This is a genomic window from Synechococcus sp. CBW1006, assembly GCF_015840525.1.
GTDB lineage: Bacteria > Cyanobacteriota > Cyanobacteriia > PCC-6307 > Cyanobiaceae > CBW1002.
This window is the reverse complement of the sequence record NZ_CP060396.1, coordinates 3,167,860-3,183,991: the sequence shown is the minus strand read 5'-3', so window position 1 is coordinate 3,183,991 and position 16,132 is coordinate 3,167,860. Positions and strand designations below refer to the sequence as shown.

20 protein-coding genes are annotated in these 16,132 nt (G+C 64.1%); 10 read left to right on the top strand and 10 right to left on the bottom strand.

Annotated elements, in window-relative coordinates; translation table 11 throughout:
• Positions 1 to 29: 29 nt before the first annotated feature.
• From H8F26_RS15560 to H8F26_RS15550, 3 genes are all read right to left on the bottom strand, one after another.
• On the bottom strand, positions 30 to 1,703 hold the full coding sequence (locus H8F26_RS15560) for a YdiU family protein (protein WP_197155535.1): 1,674 nt from the start codon (positions 1,701 to 1,703) through the stop codon (positions 30 to 32).
• Between the two features lie 204 nt (positions 1,704 to 1,907).
• A complete protein-coding gene (locus tag H8F26_RS15555; protein WP_197155533.1) occupies positions 1,908 to 3,167 on the bottom strand; it encodes a serine hydrolase in 1,260 nt (419 codons plus the stop codon).
• A gap of 444 nt (positions 3,168 to 3,611) precedes the next feature.
• Entirely contained in the window at positions 3,612 to 4,124 is a 513-nt protein-coding gene (locus H8F26_RS15550; protein ID WP_197155531.1) for a thermonuclease family protein, read from the bottom strand.
• 459 nt (positions 4,125 to 4,583) lie between these two features.
• Between H8F26_RS15550 and H8F26_RS15545 the strand changes: the two genes are divergently transcribed.
• Positions 4,584 to 4,958 carry a DoxX family protein gene (locus H8F26_RS15545; protein WP_197155529.1) on the top strand — a complete coding sequence of 125 codons (375 nt, stop codon included), beginning with the start codon at positions 4,584 to 4,586 and terminating at the stop codon, positions 4,956 to 4,958.
• A 98-nt stretch (positions 4,959 to 5,056) separates the two neighbouring features.
• On the opposite strand, the gene H8F26_RS15540 is transcribed toward H8F26_RS15545, so the two are convergent.
• Together H8F26_RS15540 and H8F26_RS15535 are read right to left on the bottom strand one after the other, a co-directional pair.
• Positions 5,057 to 6,550, bottom strand: a complete 1,494-nt coding sequence (locus H8F26_RS15540) for an IS66 family transposase (RefSeq protein WP_197155527.1) — start codon at positions 6,548 to 6,550, stop codon at positions 5,057 to 5,059.
• A gap of 364 nt (positions 6,551 to 6,914) precedes the next feature.
• Entirely contained in the window at positions 6,915 to 7,058 is a 144-nt protein-coding gene (locus H8F26_RS15535) for a chlorophyll a/b-binding protein (protein ID WP_190545080.1), read from the bottom strand.
• 226 nt (positions 7,059 to 7,284) lie between these two features.
• Here H8F26_RS15535 and H8F26_RS19990 point away from each other — a divergent pair, with 226 nt between their 5' ends.
• The 3 genes from H8F26_RS19990 to H8F26_RS15520 all read left to right on the top strand — a co-directional run bounded on the left by H8F26_RS19990 (position 7,285) and on the right by H8F26_RS15520 (position 8,503).
• Positions 7,285 to 7,704, top strand: a complete 420-nt coding sequence (locus tag H8F26_RS19990; protein ID WP_197155519.1) for a hypothetical protein — start codon at positions 7,285 to 7,287, stop codon at positions 7,702 to 7,704.
• A gap of 244 nt (positions 7,705 to 7,948) precedes the next feature.
• Entirely contained in the window at positions 7,949 to 8,215 is a 267-nt protein-coding gene (locus tag H8F26_RS15525; protein ID WP_197155517.1) for a hypothetical protein, read from the top strand.
• Between the two features lie 72 nt (positions 8,216 to 8,287).
• On the top strand, positions 8,288 to 8,503 hold the full coding sequence (locus tag H8F26_RS15520; RefSeq protein ID WP_197155515.1) for a chlorophyll a/b-binding protein: 216 nt from the start codon (positions 8,288 to 8,290) through the stop codon (positions 8,501 to 8,503).
• A gap of 21 nt (positions 8,504 to 8,524) precedes the next feature.
• Here the strand turns inward: H8F26_RS15520 and H8F26_RS15515 are convergent, their stop codons facing one another.
• Positions 8,525 to 8,821: a hypothetical protein gene (locus tag H8F26_RS15515; protein ID WP_197155513.1), complete on the bottom strand. Its 297-nt coding sequence runs from the start codon at positions 8,819 to 8,821 to the stop codon at positions 8,525 to 8,527.
• Between the two features lie 70 nt (positions 8,822 to 8,891).
• Positions 8,892 to 9,143 (bottom strand): hypothetical protein, encoded by a 252-nt coding sequence (locus H8F26_RS15510; protein ID WP_197155511.1) that lies wholly within the window; start codon positions 9,141 to 9,143, stop codon positions 8,892 to 8,894.
• A gap of 104 nt (positions 9,144 to 9,247) precedes the next feature.
• On the opposite strand from H8F26_RS15510, the gene H8F26_RS15505 reads away from it, so the two are divergent.
• Positions 9,248 to 9,580 (top strand): helix-turn-helix transcriptional regulator, encoded by a 333-nt coding sequence (locus tag H8F26_RS15505; RefSeq protein ID WP_197155509.1) that lies wholly within the window; start codon positions 9,248 to 9,250, stop codon positions 9,578 to 9,580.
• A 109-nt stretch (positions 9,581 to 9,689) separates the two neighbouring features.
• Here the strand turns inward: H8F26_RS15505 and H8F26_RS15500 are convergent, their stop codons facing one another.
• Positions 9,690 to 10,625 (bottom strand): carbon-nitrogen hydrolase family protein, encoded by a 936-nt coding sequence (locus H8F26_RS15500; protein WP_197155507.1) that lies wholly within the window; start codon positions 10,623 to 10,625, stop codon positions 9,690 to 9,692.
• A 72-nt stretch (positions 10,626 to 10,697) separates the two neighbouring features.
• Between H8F26_RS15500 and H8F26_RS15495 the strand changes: the two genes are divergently transcribed.
• From H8F26_RS15495 to H8F26_RS15480, 4 genes are all read left to right on the top strand, one after another.
• Complete coding sequence (locus H8F26_RS15495; RefSeq protein ID WP_197155505.1) at positions 10,698 to 12,080, top strand: glutamate decarboxylase; 1,383 nt, start codon at positions 10,698 to 10,700, stop codon at positions 12,078 to 12,080.
• 16 nt (positions 12,081 to 12,096) lie between these two features.
• Positions 12,097 to 13,047 carry a DnaJ C-terminal domain-containing protein gene (locus H8F26_RS15490; RefSeq protein ID WP_197155503.1) on the top strand — a complete coding sequence of 317 codons (951 nt, stop codon included), beginning with the start codon at positions 12,097 to 12,099 and terminating at the stop codon, positions 13,045 to 13,047.
• Complete coding sequence (locus tag H8F26_RS15485; RefSeq protein WP_197155494.1) at positions 13,040 to 13,348, top strand: chaperone modulator CbpM; 309 nt, start codon at positions 13,040 to 13,042, stop codon at positions 13,346 to 13,348. Before H8F26_RS15490 ends, H8F26_RS15485 begins: the two co-directional genes overlap by 8 nt.
• Positions 13,349 to 13,435: 87 nt before the next feature.
• Positions 13,436 to 13,672 (top strand): hypothetical protein, encoded by a 237-nt coding sequence (locus H8F26_RS15480; RefSeq protein ID WP_197155492.1) that lies wholly within the window; start codon positions 13,436 to 13,438, stop codon positions 13,670 to 13,672.
• Positions 13,673 to 13,809: 137 nt separating this feature from the next.
• Here H8F26_RS15480 and H8F26_RS15475 read toward each other — a convergent pair whose 3' ends face one another.
• The gene (locus H8F26_RS15475; RefSeq protein WP_197155490.1) at positions 13,810 to 14,109 is read right to left on the bottom strand and encodes a hypothetical protein; all 300 of its coding nucleotides are present in this window, start codon (positions 14,107 to 14,109) and stop codon (positions 13,810 to 13,812) included.
• A gap of 220 nt (positions 14,110 to 14,329) precedes the next feature.
• Here H8F26_RS15475 and H8F26_RS15470 point away from each other — a divergent pair, with 220 nt between their 5' ends.
• On the top strand, positions 14,330 to 14,920 hold the full coding sequence (locus H8F26_RS15470; RefSeq protein ID WP_197155488.1) for a peroxiredoxin: 591 nt from the start codon (positions 14,330 to 14,332) through the stop codon (positions 14,918 to 14,920).
• Positions 14,921 to 15,115: 195 nt separating this feature from the next.
• Here the strand turns inward: H8F26_RS15470 and H8F26_RS15465 are convergent, their stop codons facing one another.
• Positions 15,116 to 16,123: an LD-carboxypeptidase gene (locus H8F26_RS15465; RefSeq protein ID WP_197155486.1), complete on the bottom strand. Its 1,008-nt coding sequence runs from the start codon at positions 16,121 to 16,123 to the stop codon at positions 15,116 to 15,118.
• Positions 16,124 to 16,132: the final 9 nt, after the last annotated feature.

The following is a 16,132-nucleotide window of genomic DNA, read 5'->3' as shown; positions in this document are numbered from 1 at the left end:
GGCCGAACGGGTGCTGCCCTGAGCACCCGTCACGACGAACAGCTGTAGTGCGACACGCCCCCGGCGTTGAAGAATTCCCGGGGCTTGAGGCGGTCGTACGTCGCCTCCAGCTCCGGAGGCAGCTCGTCGTAGGGATGGCGGAACACCTCCTGAAGTTCCCTGACCAGGCTGAAATCACCTTCCGCAGCCTTCTCATAGGCCGGAGCAATCAGCCACTCGCGCCAGGTCACGGCCGGGTTCACCCGTTTCATCGCGGCGGATGTCGCGTTGATGTCGCCACCTGCCGTGAGGCGATCCCGCCAGCGTTGCAGCCACTGCGTCCACTGCCCATCGAGCTGCTCAGAGCTGGGCAGGTAGAAGCTCTCCTGCAGAGCAGAGACGTGCTCGGGGATGTCAGACAGCCTGCGGAAGAAGATCGTGTAATCCAGCTTGGAGCTCACCATCAGCTGCAGCAGTTCGTTCACCAGCTCGGCGTCGGTGTTGATCAGGCCGAGCTTGCTGGCCCACATCGCCTCGAGCGCCTGACCCATCGCTTCAGCGAACCCGTCGCGGATCGCATCCAGCCTTGCCAGCGCCTGCGTGTTGCCCTCGAGCAGCGGCAGCAGCGATTTGCAGAACATCCCGTAGTTCACTTCCGCCGCCGCCGGTTGGTTGAAGAAGCAGAAATGCTCGCCGCCGCCGGTCCAGGGCTGAAAGCGCGGATCAAAGCGTTCGCAGAAGCCGAACGGGCCGTAGTCGAGCGTGTAGCCACCGGCGGCGCAGTTGTCGCTGTTGAAATTGCCCTGGCAGTAGCCCACCCGCATCCAGTGGGCCACCAGGGAAGTAAGCCGCCCGCGGAACAATCGCGCCAGCTCCACCACCTGATCGCTGAACTCCAGAGCTGGATCAATCTCCGGCCGGTAGTTCCGCTCGATCAGGTGCGCCACGATCATCCGCAGCTCGTTCCGTGCATCCGGGTGCGCACCGCTGCGGGCGCGACGGGCGAACAGCTCCAGCTGCCCCACCCGCAGAAACGAGGGGGCCACGCGGGTGGTGATCGCCGCCGGGTTGTCCACCAGGATGTCGGGATCGAACGACCTCGAGTTCGGGGAGTACCAGGGCCGGCGCACCGTTTCGGCCCGTGACATGTACAGCGTCAGCGAGCGGGAGGTGGGCACCCCCAGGGCGTGCATGAACTCCTGCGCCAGAAACTCGCGCACACTGGAGCGGAGCACAGCGCGTCCATCAGCGCCGCGGCAGTAAGGCGTGGGGCCACCGCCTTTGAGTTGCATCTCCCAGCGTTTGCCCTTGAACACACCTTCGAACACGGAAATGGCCCGGCCATCGCCATAGCCGTTGCCGGTGCCGAACGGGCACTGCTGGATGTATTCGGTCCCGTAGATCGAGAGGGCATAACCGGTGGCCCAGCCAAACGGTCGCATCGGTTGCATCGCCACGCTGATGTCGCCGGAAAACAGACGGCGGAACTGGTCGTCGTGGGCCAGCTCATCGCTCAGGCCCAGGTCGTGGAACAGGGTTCTGCTGTGCGCCACCACCTCCGGCGCGGGAATCGCCGTGGGTTTCACCGGCACGTAATGACCGGAGAACACCTGGCGGGGCTGGTGATCGTGGCCATCGCCCCTGGCCTGAGGATCCGGCTGCAGTGCATCCAGCAGCGAATAGTCGGCCCGTTGGGCAAACTCCGCGAAGGTGGTGGTCGTCACTCCTTTCGTCACTGTTGTCGGCACTGGTCTCTCGGGGTGTTGAGCCGCCTGGGCATGGCCCTGACGCTGAGGTCATCATCCTGGCGAGCCCGCCGCCATCAGCGGCGGCCTTGCCGGTGTCACGCCGGCAAGACGTTCGATTCCAGCTTGAAGGTTTGCGCCTGATGAACGGCCTGCTCAATCACCGACACGCCTGAACCCGCCTCAGCTGGCGTTGGGGTTGGGCCTGATGGGCGGGCGTTCCTCCGGCGCCAGGTAGGCGCCGATCGCGCGAAAGATGTCATCAGCTGAGTTGCGGTACGCACCGCTGGAGTCGAAGGCCTGTTCGTCGAAGGTGACCGCCACCGCAATCGCGATCTTCTGCGAGGGCAGGTAGGCCATCACCCCGGCCTGTCCAGAGAACAGCGGGTTCTGCAGCAGCCAGGGGCCCGAGAGGACGATCCCGATCCCATAGGTGTAGAAGTCGTTGAGGGTGGCGCAGGTCGCACAGCCCTCGATCGGCTTGCCGAAGCCCCGAAGCTTCGGAGCGATCTGCAGCCTGTGGGTCTCCGGCGACAACAGCCGACCCGTCCCGATCGCCTCGGCGGACGTCGCCATGTCGTGGATGGTGGTGTACTGGACCGCTCCGCGGCTGAGAGTCCACGACGGGTTCCAGTAGGTCGACTCCTCGTAGAAGCGCGTTCCTGGGGCGATGCCGAGGGCCTGGCGCCGTTCCGACGAGAAGGCGTGAAGCACCGGCGGCGCGATCACGGGCGTGCCGCCGGGATCCCGGGTGTTACGGATGTTCAGGGGTCCGAAGATCCGCTCCTGCATCAGCACGGGCATGGTATGGCCCGTGATTCTCTCCAGCGCCAGACCGAGGAGAACGTAATTCGTGTGCGCGTAATTCCAGCTCGTTCCGGGTTCGTACCAGAGCGTCTGAAGGTTCGCGTAGGAGAGCAGATCCTGTACCGAAAACTGACGGAACGGGTTTTCGAGCAGAGCCTGGACGAACGCGTCGTTGCCGATCACGTAGTCGCGGTAGCCGGATGTCATCTGGGCGAGCTGGCCGAGCGTGACCCGATCCGCATTCGGGATGTCCGGCAGCCAGGTCGAGAGCTTGTCGTCGAGACGCACCTTGCTCTCGTCGACCAGTTGCAGCAGCAGCGTCGCCACGTAGGAGATGGCGACCGCACCGTTGCGGAAATGCATGTCCTCCGTGGCGGGCACGCCCGTCACCGACTCGCCCATCGCCTCGGTGACAACCTCCTTGCCGTCGATCGTGACGCGCACAATCACCGCCCGCAGGTGATCAACAGCCATACGGTTGCGAACGATCCGCAGGATGGCGGCCGCCTGGGGCGAATCCGCCGCGGCTGCCTCGCTGGCCTGCATGGCCCAGACGGGGTCAGCTCCGCTCAGGCAGAACGCGAGCACACCGCCCAGGACGCGCCTGGCCCGTAGGGCGAACCAGCGGCCATCCATACCCGCTCGAGCAGGAAGAGGCAACGCTACGTCGCCTTGTCGCTTCATCGAGAAACCACCGGGATCCATCACGATCGGGCTGGGCGAATCATGCCTTGCATGGACCACTGCGCATCGGATCAAGCGACGTGACCTTGACCGACGCCAAGGAAGATCCTGCACAGCCTGGGTGCAGCTTCGCAGGAATCTCCAGCTTCGATGAGGCGACGTGTTGTGACGTGTGCTTCGTCACCCTCAAGAAGAGCGAGCGGCTACTGGGAGAGCCAGAGCCTCACCCGCGAATCCTCATCCACGGGGCAGTGCTGGATCCACCACCTTGAGCGCGGCAGGCGGGTGCCCCCCTACCAGGAAGTTGACGCCAGCTTCAGCCGATTGCTTCGGCGTTCGATCCGGAGCCGGAGTCGGAGTCGGCGGTGGAGGTGGCGGTGGCGGTGGCGGTGGCGGTTAAATCGATCCCTTCCGTCTGAACACCCAGGGCCTGGTGATCCCTCCAGGCACCTGCCACACGCCATGGCGATGCCGGGAGGCCCGGTACTCGGCATCGAGATACTCCTTGGTGTCGCACTGGCCCAGGTACTTGCGGTAAGCGAAGGCCTGGCCGTCTTCCACCAGCGCCAGACCCAGGTTGATCGCGCCGATCACTTCGGCCACGGTGCGGCCGTAGCGGTCAGTTGCTTTCACCGCCAGCGCCACCGGCGTGCCGATCGGCAGACGCATCTGCAGGTACCGGCGGGCCTGAGGGCCGTAGGGGCTCTGATCCATCTCCGGTGCATCGATGCAGGCCAGCCGCACCGTGATCACCCGGCCGGCCTGCTTGACACGGATCGTGTCGCCATCGCCGATCGAGAGCACCGTGGCACGACTGATCGGGGGCTGAGCCGTCTGGGCGCCGGCCAACGGCATCAACAGGGTGACCAACCCCAGAAGGCCAGGCAGTGGAAGAAGGGTGCGGGCCATCGCCACAGTCTGGATGTCAGGCAAGTACCGCGATTGCCCGAGGCCGTCGCCCGTCCGATCGTGAATCCATCGAAATCGGAAGACTCCAGACCATGGATGACACCCCACCCCAGCAACAGCCAGGAGTGCGCTGACGATCCGGCCCCTGCTCCATCACTTTCAACGGATCACTGGCTTCCCTGGCATGTGTCAACGTCGCCGTCGATGGCACCCGTCCATGGCACCGTTCACGAGCCCGGCCCACAAGCCACCGCTTCAGCTAGGTGCCCAGGATCCGACGGGAAGCCCCACTGGATCCCTGGCCCCAGGTGCCAGCGTCAGGAGCTCCGCTCACACCATCCTCCATCCAAGCTCGGTGGCGGTGAGCTGCAAGCCAGTCGTGGGTTGTTGCAGAGCCGGGTTCTGCACACCCAGGGAGTGCGCGGCACCCCACAATGCCGTCACAACGAACCGACACCCATGCGTGCGCAGCCATCGGGTCTCTCCCTGCTGAACCGAATCGCGCGGGTGCTGCTGTGCCTGGTGTTCATCCATGCGGTGATCGGCAAGCTGACGGGCTTCACCGGCGTGGCTGGTGCCATTGCCGCCAAGGGATTGCCGCTGGCACCGTTGTTGCTGGGGATCGCCATGGCCTTGATGGCCGTAGGCTCAGTGCTGGTGATCAGCGGCTGGAAAGCACGACTGGGAGCGGTGCTGCTGCTGGTGTTTCTTGTACCCACCACGCTGCTCTTCCACGCTGATGTGAATGACAGCGGCGAGCGGATTCAGCTGCTCAAGAACCTGGCGATCATGGGTGGTCTTCTGCTGGTGGCTGATCAGCACGACAAAGCCTGAACGTATCCGTTCAGGGGCCGTGACGCAGCAGCGCAGCATTCCACCCTTGATCGCTGATCAACGAGCAACCACAGACACCACGATCGATGACGGCCGGCTCAGGGATTCGGCAACAGCGATGGCATCTCACCGCCGCGATGATGGGCGATCAAGGCCTGCTCCAGGAACTGCCAGATATCACGGCCCTGTTGCCGCAGGCTGGTGGTGACCGTGAGCAGCCTGCTGCGGCAGATCGCACCCTGGCGGGATTGGACGCCATGGCTGATCTTGCGCTGAATCACCGAATGGCGCAGGGCACGCTCGGCTGCGTTGTTGGTGGGCTCGATCCCTTCAATCTCCAGGAAGGTCCAGAGGCCATCGCTCACTTGCAGCAACTGATGGCAGGTACGCACCGTCTTGGCCCACGGCGTTCGCTCGCCGCGCTGGCAGCCCAGCTCCACAACCCGCTGCAGCGTGCCCACAAACGCCTGGCGGATCGGCCGACAGCCCTGCTGCAACGTGGACCAGTCGATCGTTCCGTCTTTGTAGCGGTGCCACTGGGCAAACAGCTGCTGCTGCAGGCCCAGCAGCTCCGCTCCAATCTCACCGCTGGCGCCCTGACGGTCAGCGATGGCGGTGAGATCGCGGATCACGTGCGCCCAGCACAGCTGGCGCTGCTCCAGCGGGAGATGGTTGTAGGCGGAGAAGCGATCGCTCACCACAATTCCGCCAAAGGCATTCCCGAGCAGGTCGATCGCGGCGGCAGCCGAGCGGCTCAGGCTCTGCAAGAACACTGTCACCCCCATGGCGGTCACCATGACCCACTCCCAGCCGCGCCGGCCATCGGGGTTGCCCCCATCGGCATTACCGGTGGGGGCACCGGTTTCATCGACATAGACCACCGACTGCTGACGGGCAAACGCAAGGGCCTCCTGCATGGGCTGCTCCAGTGCTGCACTCAAGCGCTGGCGGATAGTGGCCATCGCTCCCCGGCTGATCTGTACCCCCAGCAGCTGATCCAGCAGCGCCTGGGTCTTGCTGAAACTCAACGGGAAGGCACTACCCAGCAGACCCACCAGAGCACTGAGCCGGGGACCGTAATGGCTTACTTCCACCTCCGCCGGTAACGAGGCACAGGTGCTGGTGGAACAGCAGGGGCAGACCAGGCGGTGCAGCCGGTGCTCGATCACCAGAGGCGTGATCGGTGGAATCTCGATCACCTGGTGCCTCAAGGGCTCGGGATCCTGACCCTGTAGCAACGTGCCGCAGCGGCGGCAGGCCTGGGGGTGGTGCTCGACCACCTCATCCACCCGCTCGATCGGCAGCAGCTCCGGCCCAGATCCGGGATGGCCCGGCTGGCCGCCGCGCTTGCGGACACTGCCCTTGCGTCGTTCGGGCGGCCTAAACCCCTGGCCATCACTGGAGGGAGGCTTGGAAGAATTGCGGGAGCTGCGGCCGATCCGCTCGCGCAGATGGGCCAGTTCGGTCGCCAGGGCGGTGAGCTGGACGCGGAGCTGCACCATCTCCTCCTGTTGAGCCAGGATGAACTCCCTGGCACCAGCTGGCCACGACAACCAGTCCACCTCGGAAATGCCAGCAGGAGGGGCGCCCATCTCAAGCAGTCTCTGCCTGAGATGCAAACGGGAATCAGGACGCCGTCAAGGGTTCAGCAGAGACGATGTTCGCCGCGTGCTGTCCCGACCCCTGAATGCTTACGCCTGAACAGCTGCCAAGCCCAGCGACCGGAGCGATGGAGCCAGGGAAGGAATTGCCCCAGAGTTGGACAACGGAAAACCCCTAGGCAGTGCCCAGGGGTTTTTAGGGATTCATGTCAGGGCGAAGCTCTGGAAGATCAGCGGGAGTTCGTCGGTGCCAGATCGCTGGGGCGGCTGAGCACAAAGGTCACCATCCCGGTGAGAACCACGACCAGAGCAATCAGGCCGGTGATGGCAGCGGTGTAATCGGTACTCATGATGATCAACCCAGACCGATCTGGGACAGGATGCCCTGGCCGGTGAGCAGCTCGGTGCCCAGGCCGATCACGAAACCGAGCATGGCAAGGCGGCCGTTCCAGGTCTCGGCGAAGGCCACAAAGCCGAAGCGGGCCGAAGAGTCAGTCATGGGTATTGCGGTTTGTTTCTTGAATTGTAACAGATTTTGAAGCGATCGGGACGGAGCCTGTCTGATCTGGCCGGCCCCGATCAGAAGCCCTTGCTAGGTCTTGAGGGCATCCGCCAGGCCTGAGCCATGACCGGAATCCGCAACGTCTGGCTTGTGATGGCCGCTGGCCTGGCCTTCTCCCTGTCAGCGCCTGGATCGGGGCTGGCCAGGCCGAATCCAGGCGGTCTTGGGGGTCCTGCTTCAGGAGCTGGACTGGCTCCCGGTGCTGGGTTCGGAGCGGCAGGGGCAGGACTGGATCGAGAACCCGGAGTGGGTGCCGGTGGTTTCGGTGGGCCGGCCTCGGGTGCGGGTGTCTTGCCGGGGGCCGGTTTCGGTGAGGCTGGCGCTGGGCTGGAGCGGCGTCCGCTCGGCAATCCCGGTGGTGCTGGTGGGCCTGCATCCGGTGCCGGTGTTCTTCCTGGTGCTGGCTTCGGAGCTCCGGGGGCTGGTCTCTACAGACGCTGAAACGCTGTGGCCAGCCCTTTCCCCTCCTGGTGGGCCGGGTTTGCTTCCCCTGCTGCAACCCGAAACGTTGTCTGACGATCGCGGGGTCTATGGCCTCGCAGAGCTGCGGGCCCATGCGGAAGACAGCGCCAATCCGGGTTGAGGCAAGCCGGCTCTTGCGTACCTTCAATCGCTTCATGCTCCTTCCGCGACCCGCTCCTCTGCGCGCGTTGCTGCTCAGGGGTCTGATTCCCTGGGCTCCCCGTCTCCCCCATCTCGCGCTTCGTCGCATTCCGGTGGCAGCCAGCCACATGGCGGCCAGCCGCTGGCTTGGCTGCGAGGGATGAAGCGTCTCATCAGCGGCACCGTCTCGATCCCCGCCCCCGGGAGAACGGTGTCTCCGCTGGTTGCAGTGTCTCACCGAGCGGTTGATGGAGCAGCTCACCGCTTCCGACCGGCTGACAATCGTGAGTTTCGACGATGCCGTGGCCGTGGCCGTGGCCGTGGTGGTGGTGCCGTCGCGCCCGGCCGGTGATTCAGAGCCCTTCTTCGCCGCGATCAACACCCTCAACTGCGGTGGCGGCAGCTCTGGGGCAGAGCCTGGCCCTCCTCCCATTCCTCGCGCCCGTACAACGCACCATCCAGGAGCTGCGCATCGCCTCCCTGAGTTGTGACCACTGACATCCCGCTGTCAACAGGCCCGCGCAGGCGGACCCATAGGCTCTGAGCACCTCCGCAGCACTCCCTTGCCTGACCGTTCGTTCCACTACGAGCCGCTGGAGCGGTTCGGAGAAGGACTCACCACCAGCCGACCCTGGAATGCAGCAGCGTTGGCAGGCGTGGAGCGGCTCAATGGCCGCGTCGCCATGCTCGGTTTTGCTGCGGCGGTTGCTGGTGAGTGGATCACGGGTCATGGGCCAGCCGGGCAGGTGTTGGCGCTGCTGCGCTGGTACCTGGGCTGAGAGCCCTCCGCAGACCCATCGTCAGCTGCTCTGTCGGACCCGCTTCACGGCCAGGCCCGCCTCTGCTGCGGTGACGGTGGCCAACAGCACCAGACCGATCAGCCCCACCAACTGGTTCTGAGCCTCGGCTGCCGCATCGGCGTTCTGGCCCAACACGGCTCCAGATACGAACCAGGCGGTGGCGAGAGCTGATGTGATCCAATACGCCTTCCAGCGGCGTTGATAGAGATAGCCGGCCCCGAGGCCGGGGAGAACATTCAGGACAACCGCCACCCAGCCGGCGGAGGCAGCAAGGATTTGCTCACGGGTCGGGGTCATCGATCAGGGGATGGGTCCTGCACTCTGGCGGCGGAGCGTCAGCCCTGCGGCACCGGCAGCCGCAGGCTGCTCAGCTTCGACAGCCCCACCAGCAGTGCCGAGCACCACCGAGCTTGGTGACGGGGCCGAATTCCACGTTCAGCGCCTCCTCGCCAGCGATCACCCCCTTCACGGGGCAGGCCACGATCACCCGCTTCAGACCCGGTTCGGCGCAGTCGGGCCCAAGGGTTTCGGCTGTCTTGAACCGACCGCTGCAGTCGAGCATCAGGCCGACACCGGCAGCCTTGCAGGGCACGGCGGTGGGATCGGTGTGCTGGGTCATGCACCGATGCGACCGAAGCCGTTGATGCCGATCGTCATCCGGAAGGCACGGGGTGTGCCGACCATAAATCAACTAGAATTGATTCAATAGGTATCGCTATGCACATGAGCTCTCCCGGCGCTGTTGCCCGCTCTTCTCTGCAGGCCGACCAGGCCCGAGCGCTGCTCAAGGCCCTCGCCGATCCCCTGCGCCTGCGGGTGATCGAAACCCTCGGCAGCGGCGAGCGCTGCGTCTGTGATCTCACCACCGACCTCGGCCTGGCCCAGTCGAAGCTCTCCTTCCACCTCAAGGTGCTCAAGCAGGCCGGGCTGCTGGACGACCGTCAGGAGGGCCGCTGGATCTACTACCGCCTGCGCTCTGAAGCGATCGAACAGCTGCGCGGTTGGCTGGCGGAGCTGGGTGCCCAGTGCAGCACGCCCGCTACCCCCTGCCCATGAGCACCATCACACCGGCGATCCAGTGAGCTGAGCACCAGCCGGCCAAGCCATGTCGCCCGGCTGGCCGGTCTCGTGGCTGGTCGGGTGCCCGCTGCCGGGGAGGCCGGTTTCAATACAAATCCGTGCGCCGATCCTTGAGATAGGTGGTGTTTTCTGGATGGCTTGGGCCGTAGTCACCAGGAAGGCAGTCAGCCATCAACAGTGTGGGCTCGGCACGGGCAGCCACCAGAGTGTCGCCGTGGGGCCCGCAAATGATGCTGTTGCCCAGATACGCCGCCTTGACCTGACCATTGACGTGTTCTTCCCCGCAGCGGTTGGCGTAGGCCACGAAGCAGCCGTTCTGGAAGGCATGGGCCGGCACCAGGGTTCTCGAGACATCGGGGTACGGCTGGGTCGTCCGCTGGCCAGTGCTCAGCTCAGCCCAGGTGTCGGCGGCCGTCGGAATCAGAATCAGCTGGGCCCCCTCCAGTGCCAGTCGCCGGGAGAGCTCGGGGAACTCGGCTTCGTAGCAGTTGAGCAAGCCCACGGAGATCCCGTTCACCGGGTGCACCGAAAAGGCAGGGCCCTCTTCAGGATGCAGGTACCCAGGATGCCAGCAGCGTTTTTCATCCGGTCCCCACAGATGGGTTTTTCGGTAGTTGCGTAACAGGCGGCCGCTGTGATCGAACAGGGCAATGGCGTCGTAGAAGCGCTCCTCTCCGGCCACCACAGCCCGTTCCGGATAGGGACAGGCCACCGCCAGCCCGTTCCTGCGGGCGGCTGCCGCCACCCTCTGGAGACTGGTTCCATCCAGCGGCTCCGCCAGCTGCCGGGCCAGATCCGGCGTCACGATGTAACCGCTCAGGTAGAGCTCCGGGAAGGCCAGCAGCTGCACCCCAAGGCTGGCAGCATGGGCACAGACTTGCTCCAGACGCAGGAGGTTCTCCTCCACCGCATCAGCTGTGGCAGCCGAACCCGTGCCTTGCCAGAGACCGAGCCTGATGCCCTCCCCGGCCGCTGGTGGCTGGGTCAGGGTGTAACTGAGCAGGCGATGGTGAGGAACCATGGGCCGATGGGGGGATGCCTTCCGACTTAAATACTGAGACAACCCTGCAGGCAATCTTCAGTGGCCCAGCGCATGCGTTCGTCTCAGCTGGATCTCACGTCCCAGCTTGGCAGCCGCCTCCGTCATCAGAAGCCGGCTGCTGACGTACCCCGCGACCGCCTGAGCGAAGAGGGCTTGCCGGCAGACTTGACCTATCAGCTGGTGCACGACCATCTGATGCTGGATGGCAATGCACGGCTGAATCTGGCCACCTTTGTGGGCACCTGGATGGAGCCCGAGGCGCGGCGCCTGATGGAGGAATGCGCCGACAAGAACATGATCGACAAGGATGAATATCCCCAGACCGCTGAACTCGAGGAGCGTTGTCTGAAGATTCTGGCCTATCTCTGGCATGCGCCCGATCCTGATCAAGCGATTGGTACCTCCACCACAGGCTCCAGTGAAGGCTGCATGCTGGGGGGACTGGCTCTCAAGTGGCGCTGGCGGGAGCGTCGCCGGGGAGCTGGTCTGGACGCCTCGCGCCCCAACCTGGTGATGGGGATCAACACCCAGGTCTGCTGGGAGAAGTTCTGCACCTATTTCGATGTGGAACCGCGGCTGGTGCCCCTGGAGCAGAACCGGTTGCACCTCACTCCCGAGGAAGCCCTGAAGCAATGCGACGAGAACACCATCGGTGTGGTCGGCATCGTGGGCAGCACGTTCGATGGAAGTTATGAACCCATTGACGCCCTGCAGACCGCTCTCGATGCTCTGCACCAGCGCAGCGGTCTTGACATTCCGATCCATGTGGATGCGGCGTCCGGTGGTTTCGTGGCTCCGTTCAATTCGCCGGATTGGGCGTGGGACTTCCGCCTCTCGCGGGTGGTTTCGATCAGCTCCAGTGGCCACAAGTATGGGGGGGTGTTGCCCGGGGTGGGCTGGGTGCTGTGGCGCAGTGGTGACCATCTGCCGGAAGAGCTGCGCTTCAATGTGAATTACCTCGGCGGCGAGATGCCCACGATCGGGCTCAACTTCTCGCGCTCAGGCGCCCAGGTGGTGGGTCAATACTTCAACTTCCTGCATCTGGGGCGACAGGGGTACAGCCAGCGGATGGCCTCTCTCGAAGCGATTGCCTGTCACCTGGCCGATGGCCTGGCAGCGATGGAACCCCTGAGGCTGGTGAGCCATCCCCGCGGCCAGCTGCCCGTGTTCGCGGTGGAGTGTGATCCGAGCATCAAGAACTGGACGGTCTTTCACCTTTCAAAAATGATGCGCTCTCGTGGATGGCAGGTACCTGCTTATACACTTCCGGCCAACCTGCAAGACCGTGCCGTGCTGCGTTTCGTGATTCGAGCCGGCTTCAATCAAGACATGGCCGACCAGTTACTGGCAGACGTGCAACGGAACCTTGCCTGGCTGGCCACGGCTCAAACACCGCTGCCATCTTCCAGCGACGAACTTGGTTTCCGGCATTGATCAGGAGTGAGTCCCGATGAAGTTCAAGGATTATTACGAGATTCTCGGCGTCGAGCGTGGGGCCAGCGAGGACGAGATCAAACAGGCCTATCGCCGACTGGCCCGCAAATTTCACCCGGACATTTCCAAGGAAAAGGGAGCCGAAGAGCGGTTCAAGGAGATCAGTGAGGCCAACCAGACCCTCTCCGACCCGGAAAAGCGCCGGGCCTACGACGAACTGGGTCGCCATCGCCCCGGTGAAGACTTCCGACCATCACCAGACTGGGATACCCGCTTCTGGCAGGGCCAGGCCGGCGAGGAGGTGGATCTGGCCGATCTGTTCGAGCAGATGGGCTTCCGTTCGGCGCAGCGGCGACACCAGGGGGGGCCTGGCTTTCCGATCCGCGGTCAGGATGTGGAGGCTGTGGCCAACCTCAGCCTTGAAGAGGTGTGCCATGGCACCCAGGTGACCCTGGAGCGGAAGGAGCCTCGCCTGCGCCCCGACGGGACCATGGAGCGTGCCTCGACCACGGTGCGCATTCGGGTGCCGAAGGGAGTGATCGATGGAGAGCGGTTGCGGATTCCCGGGCGGGGCCTGGCAGGCAGTGGCGGCGGGCCGGCGGGAGACGTCTATCTCGACATCCACCTCCAGCCCCATCCACTTTTTCGCGCCGTGGGGCATGACCTCTACCTCGAGCTGCCGGTGACCCCATGGGAAGCGGCCCTGGGTGGAGAGATCGAGGTCCCAACCCTTGATGGCCAGGTGCGTGTCACGGTGAAGGAGGGCGCTCAGGCCGGCCAGAAGCTTCGCCTGACCGGCAAGGGGCTGCCAAAGCGCAAGGAGGGGGCGGGCGATCTCTATTGCGTGCTGCAGATCGTGATGCCGAAGCAGATCGACGACCGCGAACGGGAGCTCTATCGTGAGCTGGCTGCTGCCACCTCCTTCAACCCGCGCACCTCATTCCCTGGAGCTACGACCCATGGCTGATGACCTGTTGATTCCGGTGGAGAGCGAAAGCCGAGTCGAGCTGGAGGAGTTACTGGCGGCCTCAGGCCTGGAGCATGGGGAAGTGGTGGAGTTGGTGCAGTTCGGTGTGTTCGAAACCAGAGTGAGTGCGTCGGGCTGGAGCTTTCATTCCTGCACGATTCACCAGGCGCGTCGTGCCGCAGACCTGCGCAATACGTTTGGCCTCAACCCCCCCGGCATGGCCCTTGCCCTCACCTACCTGGAAAAGATCGAGGCCTTGGAACACCGCCTTCGGGAGCTGGAGTGTCTGCTTCCTCGCTGAGTCTGCTGAATGCGGCCTTCACGCGACTGAAAGGCTTGGCATTGGTTGCGAGAGCTGGTCTAAATTAGGAAATCCTTCATGATGGCCATGAATTCGTCAGACCTCTCCCCGGTTCAATCCAGCTCGCGGCAGTTTGTTGGTAGCCACCTCAGCGTGCGGAATGTCAGTGATCTTTCGCTTTATGAGGATCACTCTGTCATCATTCAGAAGCTCTGCAAAGAGCTTGGTTTTGAGAAACCTGCCACGGCAATGGCCTGGGTGTTTGACCAGCTGGAGCAGTCGAAGGATCTGCAGAAAGCCATCTTTGACCTGCTGAATGATTAACAATCTACCAGGCAAGCAGACGGCAAATTCAAGACTTTCGTTGGCAGGCTAGCGGTCTCAGAATCGTGATGTGACCGTACAGGAACCGCAAACAACTCTTTTCAGATCCTGGCGACCAAGCAGAACCTGCCGGCCCATCAGCGCATTTCAATGGCGTTGAGCCGATCACGGAAGGACTGCCCGGCATCTGAGGAGGTCAGGCTTGCGCCACCACTGTCCATACGGGCCTGGGGGCGACGGATTCGGCCCTGGCTCTGACCGCCCCGACGGACGGCCACCGTGCGGATCACGGCTTTGCCCCGTCCGGCTCCAGCGGCGGGATCGGTCTCCACCTGCCGCTCCAGGGGATGGGCCTGCAGTTCGCTGCGCAGCTGGTTCAGCAGCCGGAAATGACCGGTGGTGCTGAATTTACGGAGGATCAGGGGATCCCAGCCCATGGGGTCATCGCGTCTTGTAGCACCAGCCTATGGCGGCGCCGCTAGGCCCTGCTTCGCCGAGGCACGCGAGATCCGTGATAAATTGTTGAAGTTCAACTGGAAGCCGATATGACTTCGCATTGGGACAGGCCCGAGGTCGGGATTTTGGGACCGCGCTTCGAGTCTGTTCGCTTCTGCCAGCTGGACTTTCAATCCTTCTGATTCCCACTTCGCTTCCGCCATGTCCCGGCTCGTCGGTCTGCCCGCTCCTGATTTCACAGCCACCGCCGTGATCGACCAGGAGTTCCAGGAGGTCACCTTGTCCCAGTACCGCGGCAAGTACGTGGTGCTCTTCTTCTACCCGCTCGACTTCACCTTCGTGTGCCCCACGGAGATCACCGCCTTCTCTGATAGTTACGGCGAATTCTCCAGCCGCAACTGCGAAGTTCTGGGTGTTTCGGTCGACAGTCAGTTCAGCCACCTGGCCTGGATTCAGACCGAGCGCAAGAGCGGCGGCATCGGCGATATCGCCTACCCCCTGGTGGCCGACCTCAAGAAGGACATCGCCCGCGCCTACGAGGTGCTGGATGAAGAGGCCGGCGTGGCCCTGCGGGGTCTGTTCATCATCGATCCCGATGGTGTGATCATGCAAAGCACGATCAACAACCTGCCCGTGGGCCGCAGCGTCGATGAAACCCTGCGCCTGCTGCAGGCCTTCCAGCACATCCGCAACAATCCGGATGAAGTCTGCCCGGCCAACTGGACCCCTGGCGATAAGACCATGAATCCGGATCCGGTCAAGAGCAAGGACTTCTTTGCGGCAGTGAACTGATCGCAACTCAGCCGATCAGATTGAAACGTTCAGGTTGGGCTGATCCCAACAGAGCAGGCAGCTTCTGTCCTGGAGGCAGCTGAACTTTTTCCCATTGCTGATTGCATCAGCTACTTGTCGTTTGGTTTCAAGGTTCTGGGCCCGTGAGGGCCCTTTTTCATGCCTGGCGTCCTGACCTGGCACCTCAGCGCTGATTCACAGCAGTGTCAGGGTTCCAGCGCTGCCATCCAGTCGGGCCCGATGGCCCAGGGGCAGGGCCAGATTCGGCCTGCCATGCCCCACGGGCAACCGACCCACCAGGGGGATGCCCAGATCACCGAAGCGCTCCCGCAGCACCTCCTCCATCGAGAGATCGCCAGGCATCACGTCATCCGGGGTCCACTGGAACCGGCCCAGTCCGATGCCGGCCACCCCTGCCAGCAGCCTGGCGCTCCTCCATTGGGTGAGCATCCGATCCACCCGGTAGGGGGCCTCACCCACATCCTCAAAGACCACAATCCGCCCCCGCAGATCCGGCAACCAAGCGGTGCCGATCAGATGCGTCGCCACCGTGAGGTTGGTCACCACCAGGGGCCCTTCCGTGATGCCGCTGCGCCAGCCCTGTCCCTGGAGGGGGTCGACCGGCTGGCGCCGCAGCAGGTGCACCAGCCGCTGCCATTGGCCGGCGTCGCCGTGCAGGCCCCCATGGATCGCGCCGCCCAGACCAGCCGCGCACTGGGCCAGCAGCAAGGCGCTGGCATCGGAGAAGCCCATCAGCCAGATCGGCCGAGGCGGCGGTTGCCAGCCACTCTCGAGCAGCCGGGCACTGCCCCAGCCGGCTGTGACGGCCAGTACGCCCTCCGCCCGTTGGTCACCGATCGCCTGCTCCCAGGCCAGGCAGCGTTGGCGGTCTGTACCCGAGAACCAGTGCCAGCGCTGACGGGTCGCTGGCGGCACCAGCAGCTCCCAGCCGGCGCTCGCGATTCGCGCTTCCAGGCTGGTCTGTTCCGATTCGGGATCCTCCCACCAGGTGCCGGGTGCGATCGCCACCAGCCGGCTGCCGGCCGTCAGGGGCGGTGGCATGGGCAGGGCCGGAGCCTGCCCGGCGGGTCCTTGGGAAAGGGCATCTGCTGGGCCAACCCCTGCCGCTCGGACCGCCGCCGCCATCCCCACACCACCAGCCCCCGCCAGCGCAGCCAGAAAGGAACGGCGGTGCAACGTCATCTGCAGACG

Bases quoted from the DNA above. Each gene is read 5' to 3' on its own strand.
- H8F26_RS15510 (WP_197155511.1), bottom strand. From the start codon at position 9,143: ATGACCCAGCACACCGATCCCACCGCCGTGCCCTGCAAGGCTGCCGGT.
- H8F26_RS15485 (WP_197155494.1), top strand. From the start codon at position 13,040: ATGGCTGATGACCTGTTGATTCCGGTGGAGAGCGAAAGCCGAGTCGAG.
- H8F26_RS15500 (WP_197155507.1), bottom strand. From the start codon at position 10,625: ATGGTTCCTCACCATCGCCTGCTCAGTTACACCCTGACCCAGCCACCA.
- H8F26_RS15465 (WP_197155486.1), bottom strand. From the start codon at position 16,123: ATGACGTTGCACCGCCGTTCCTTTCTGGCTGCGCTGGCGGGGGCTGGT.
- H8F26_RS15505 (WP_197155509.1), top strand. From the start codon at position 9,248: ATGAGCTCTCCCGGCGCTGTTGCCCGCTCTTCTCTGCAGGCCGACCAG.
- H8F26_RS15515 (WP_197155513.1), bottom strand. From the start codon at position 8,821: ATGACCCCGACCCGTGAGCAAATCCTTGCTGCCTCCGCCGGCTGGGTG.
- H8F26_RS15470 (WP_197155488.1), top strand. From the start codon at position 14,330: ATGTCCCGGCTCGTCGGTCTGCCCGCTCCTGATTTCACAGCCACCGCC.
- H8F26_RS15495 (WP_197155505.1), top strand. From the start codon at position 10,698: ATGCGTTCGTCTCAGCTGGATCTCACGTCCCAGCTTGGCAGCCGCCTC.
- H8F26_RS15555 (WP_197155533.1), bottom strand. From the start codon at position 3,167: ATGGATGGCCGCTGGTTCGCCCTACGGGCCAGGCGCGTCCTGGGCGGT.
- H8F26_RS15540 (WP_197155527.1), bottom strand. From the start codon at position 6,550: ATGGGCGCCCCTCCTGCTGGCATTTCCGAGGTGGACTGGTTGTCGTGG.
- H8F26_RS15475 (WP_197155490.1), bottom strand. From the start codon at position 14,109: ATGGGCTGGGATCCCCTGATCCTCCGTAAATTCAGCACCACCGGTCAT.
- H8F26_RS15550 (WP_197155531.1), bottom strand. From the start codon at position 4,124: ATGGCCCGCACCCTTCTTCCACTGCCTGGCCTTCTGGGGTTGGTCACC.
- H8F26_RS15480 (WP_197155492.1), top strand. From the start codon at position 13,436: ATGAATTCGTCAGACCTCTCCCCGGTTCAATCCAGCTCGCGGCAGTTT.
- H8F26_RS15535 (WP_190545080.1), bottom strand. From the start codon at position 7,058: ATGACTGACTCTTCGGCCCGCTTCGGCTTTGTGGCCTTCGCCGAGACC.
- H8F26_RS15545 (WP_197155529.1), top strand. From the start codon at position 4,584: ATGCGTGCGCAGCCATCGGGTCTCTCCCTGCTGAACCGAATCGCGCGG.
- H8F26_RS15490 (WP_197155503.1), top strand. From the start codon at position 12,097: ATGAAGTTCAAGGATTATTACGAGATTCTCGGCGTCGAGCGTGGGGCC.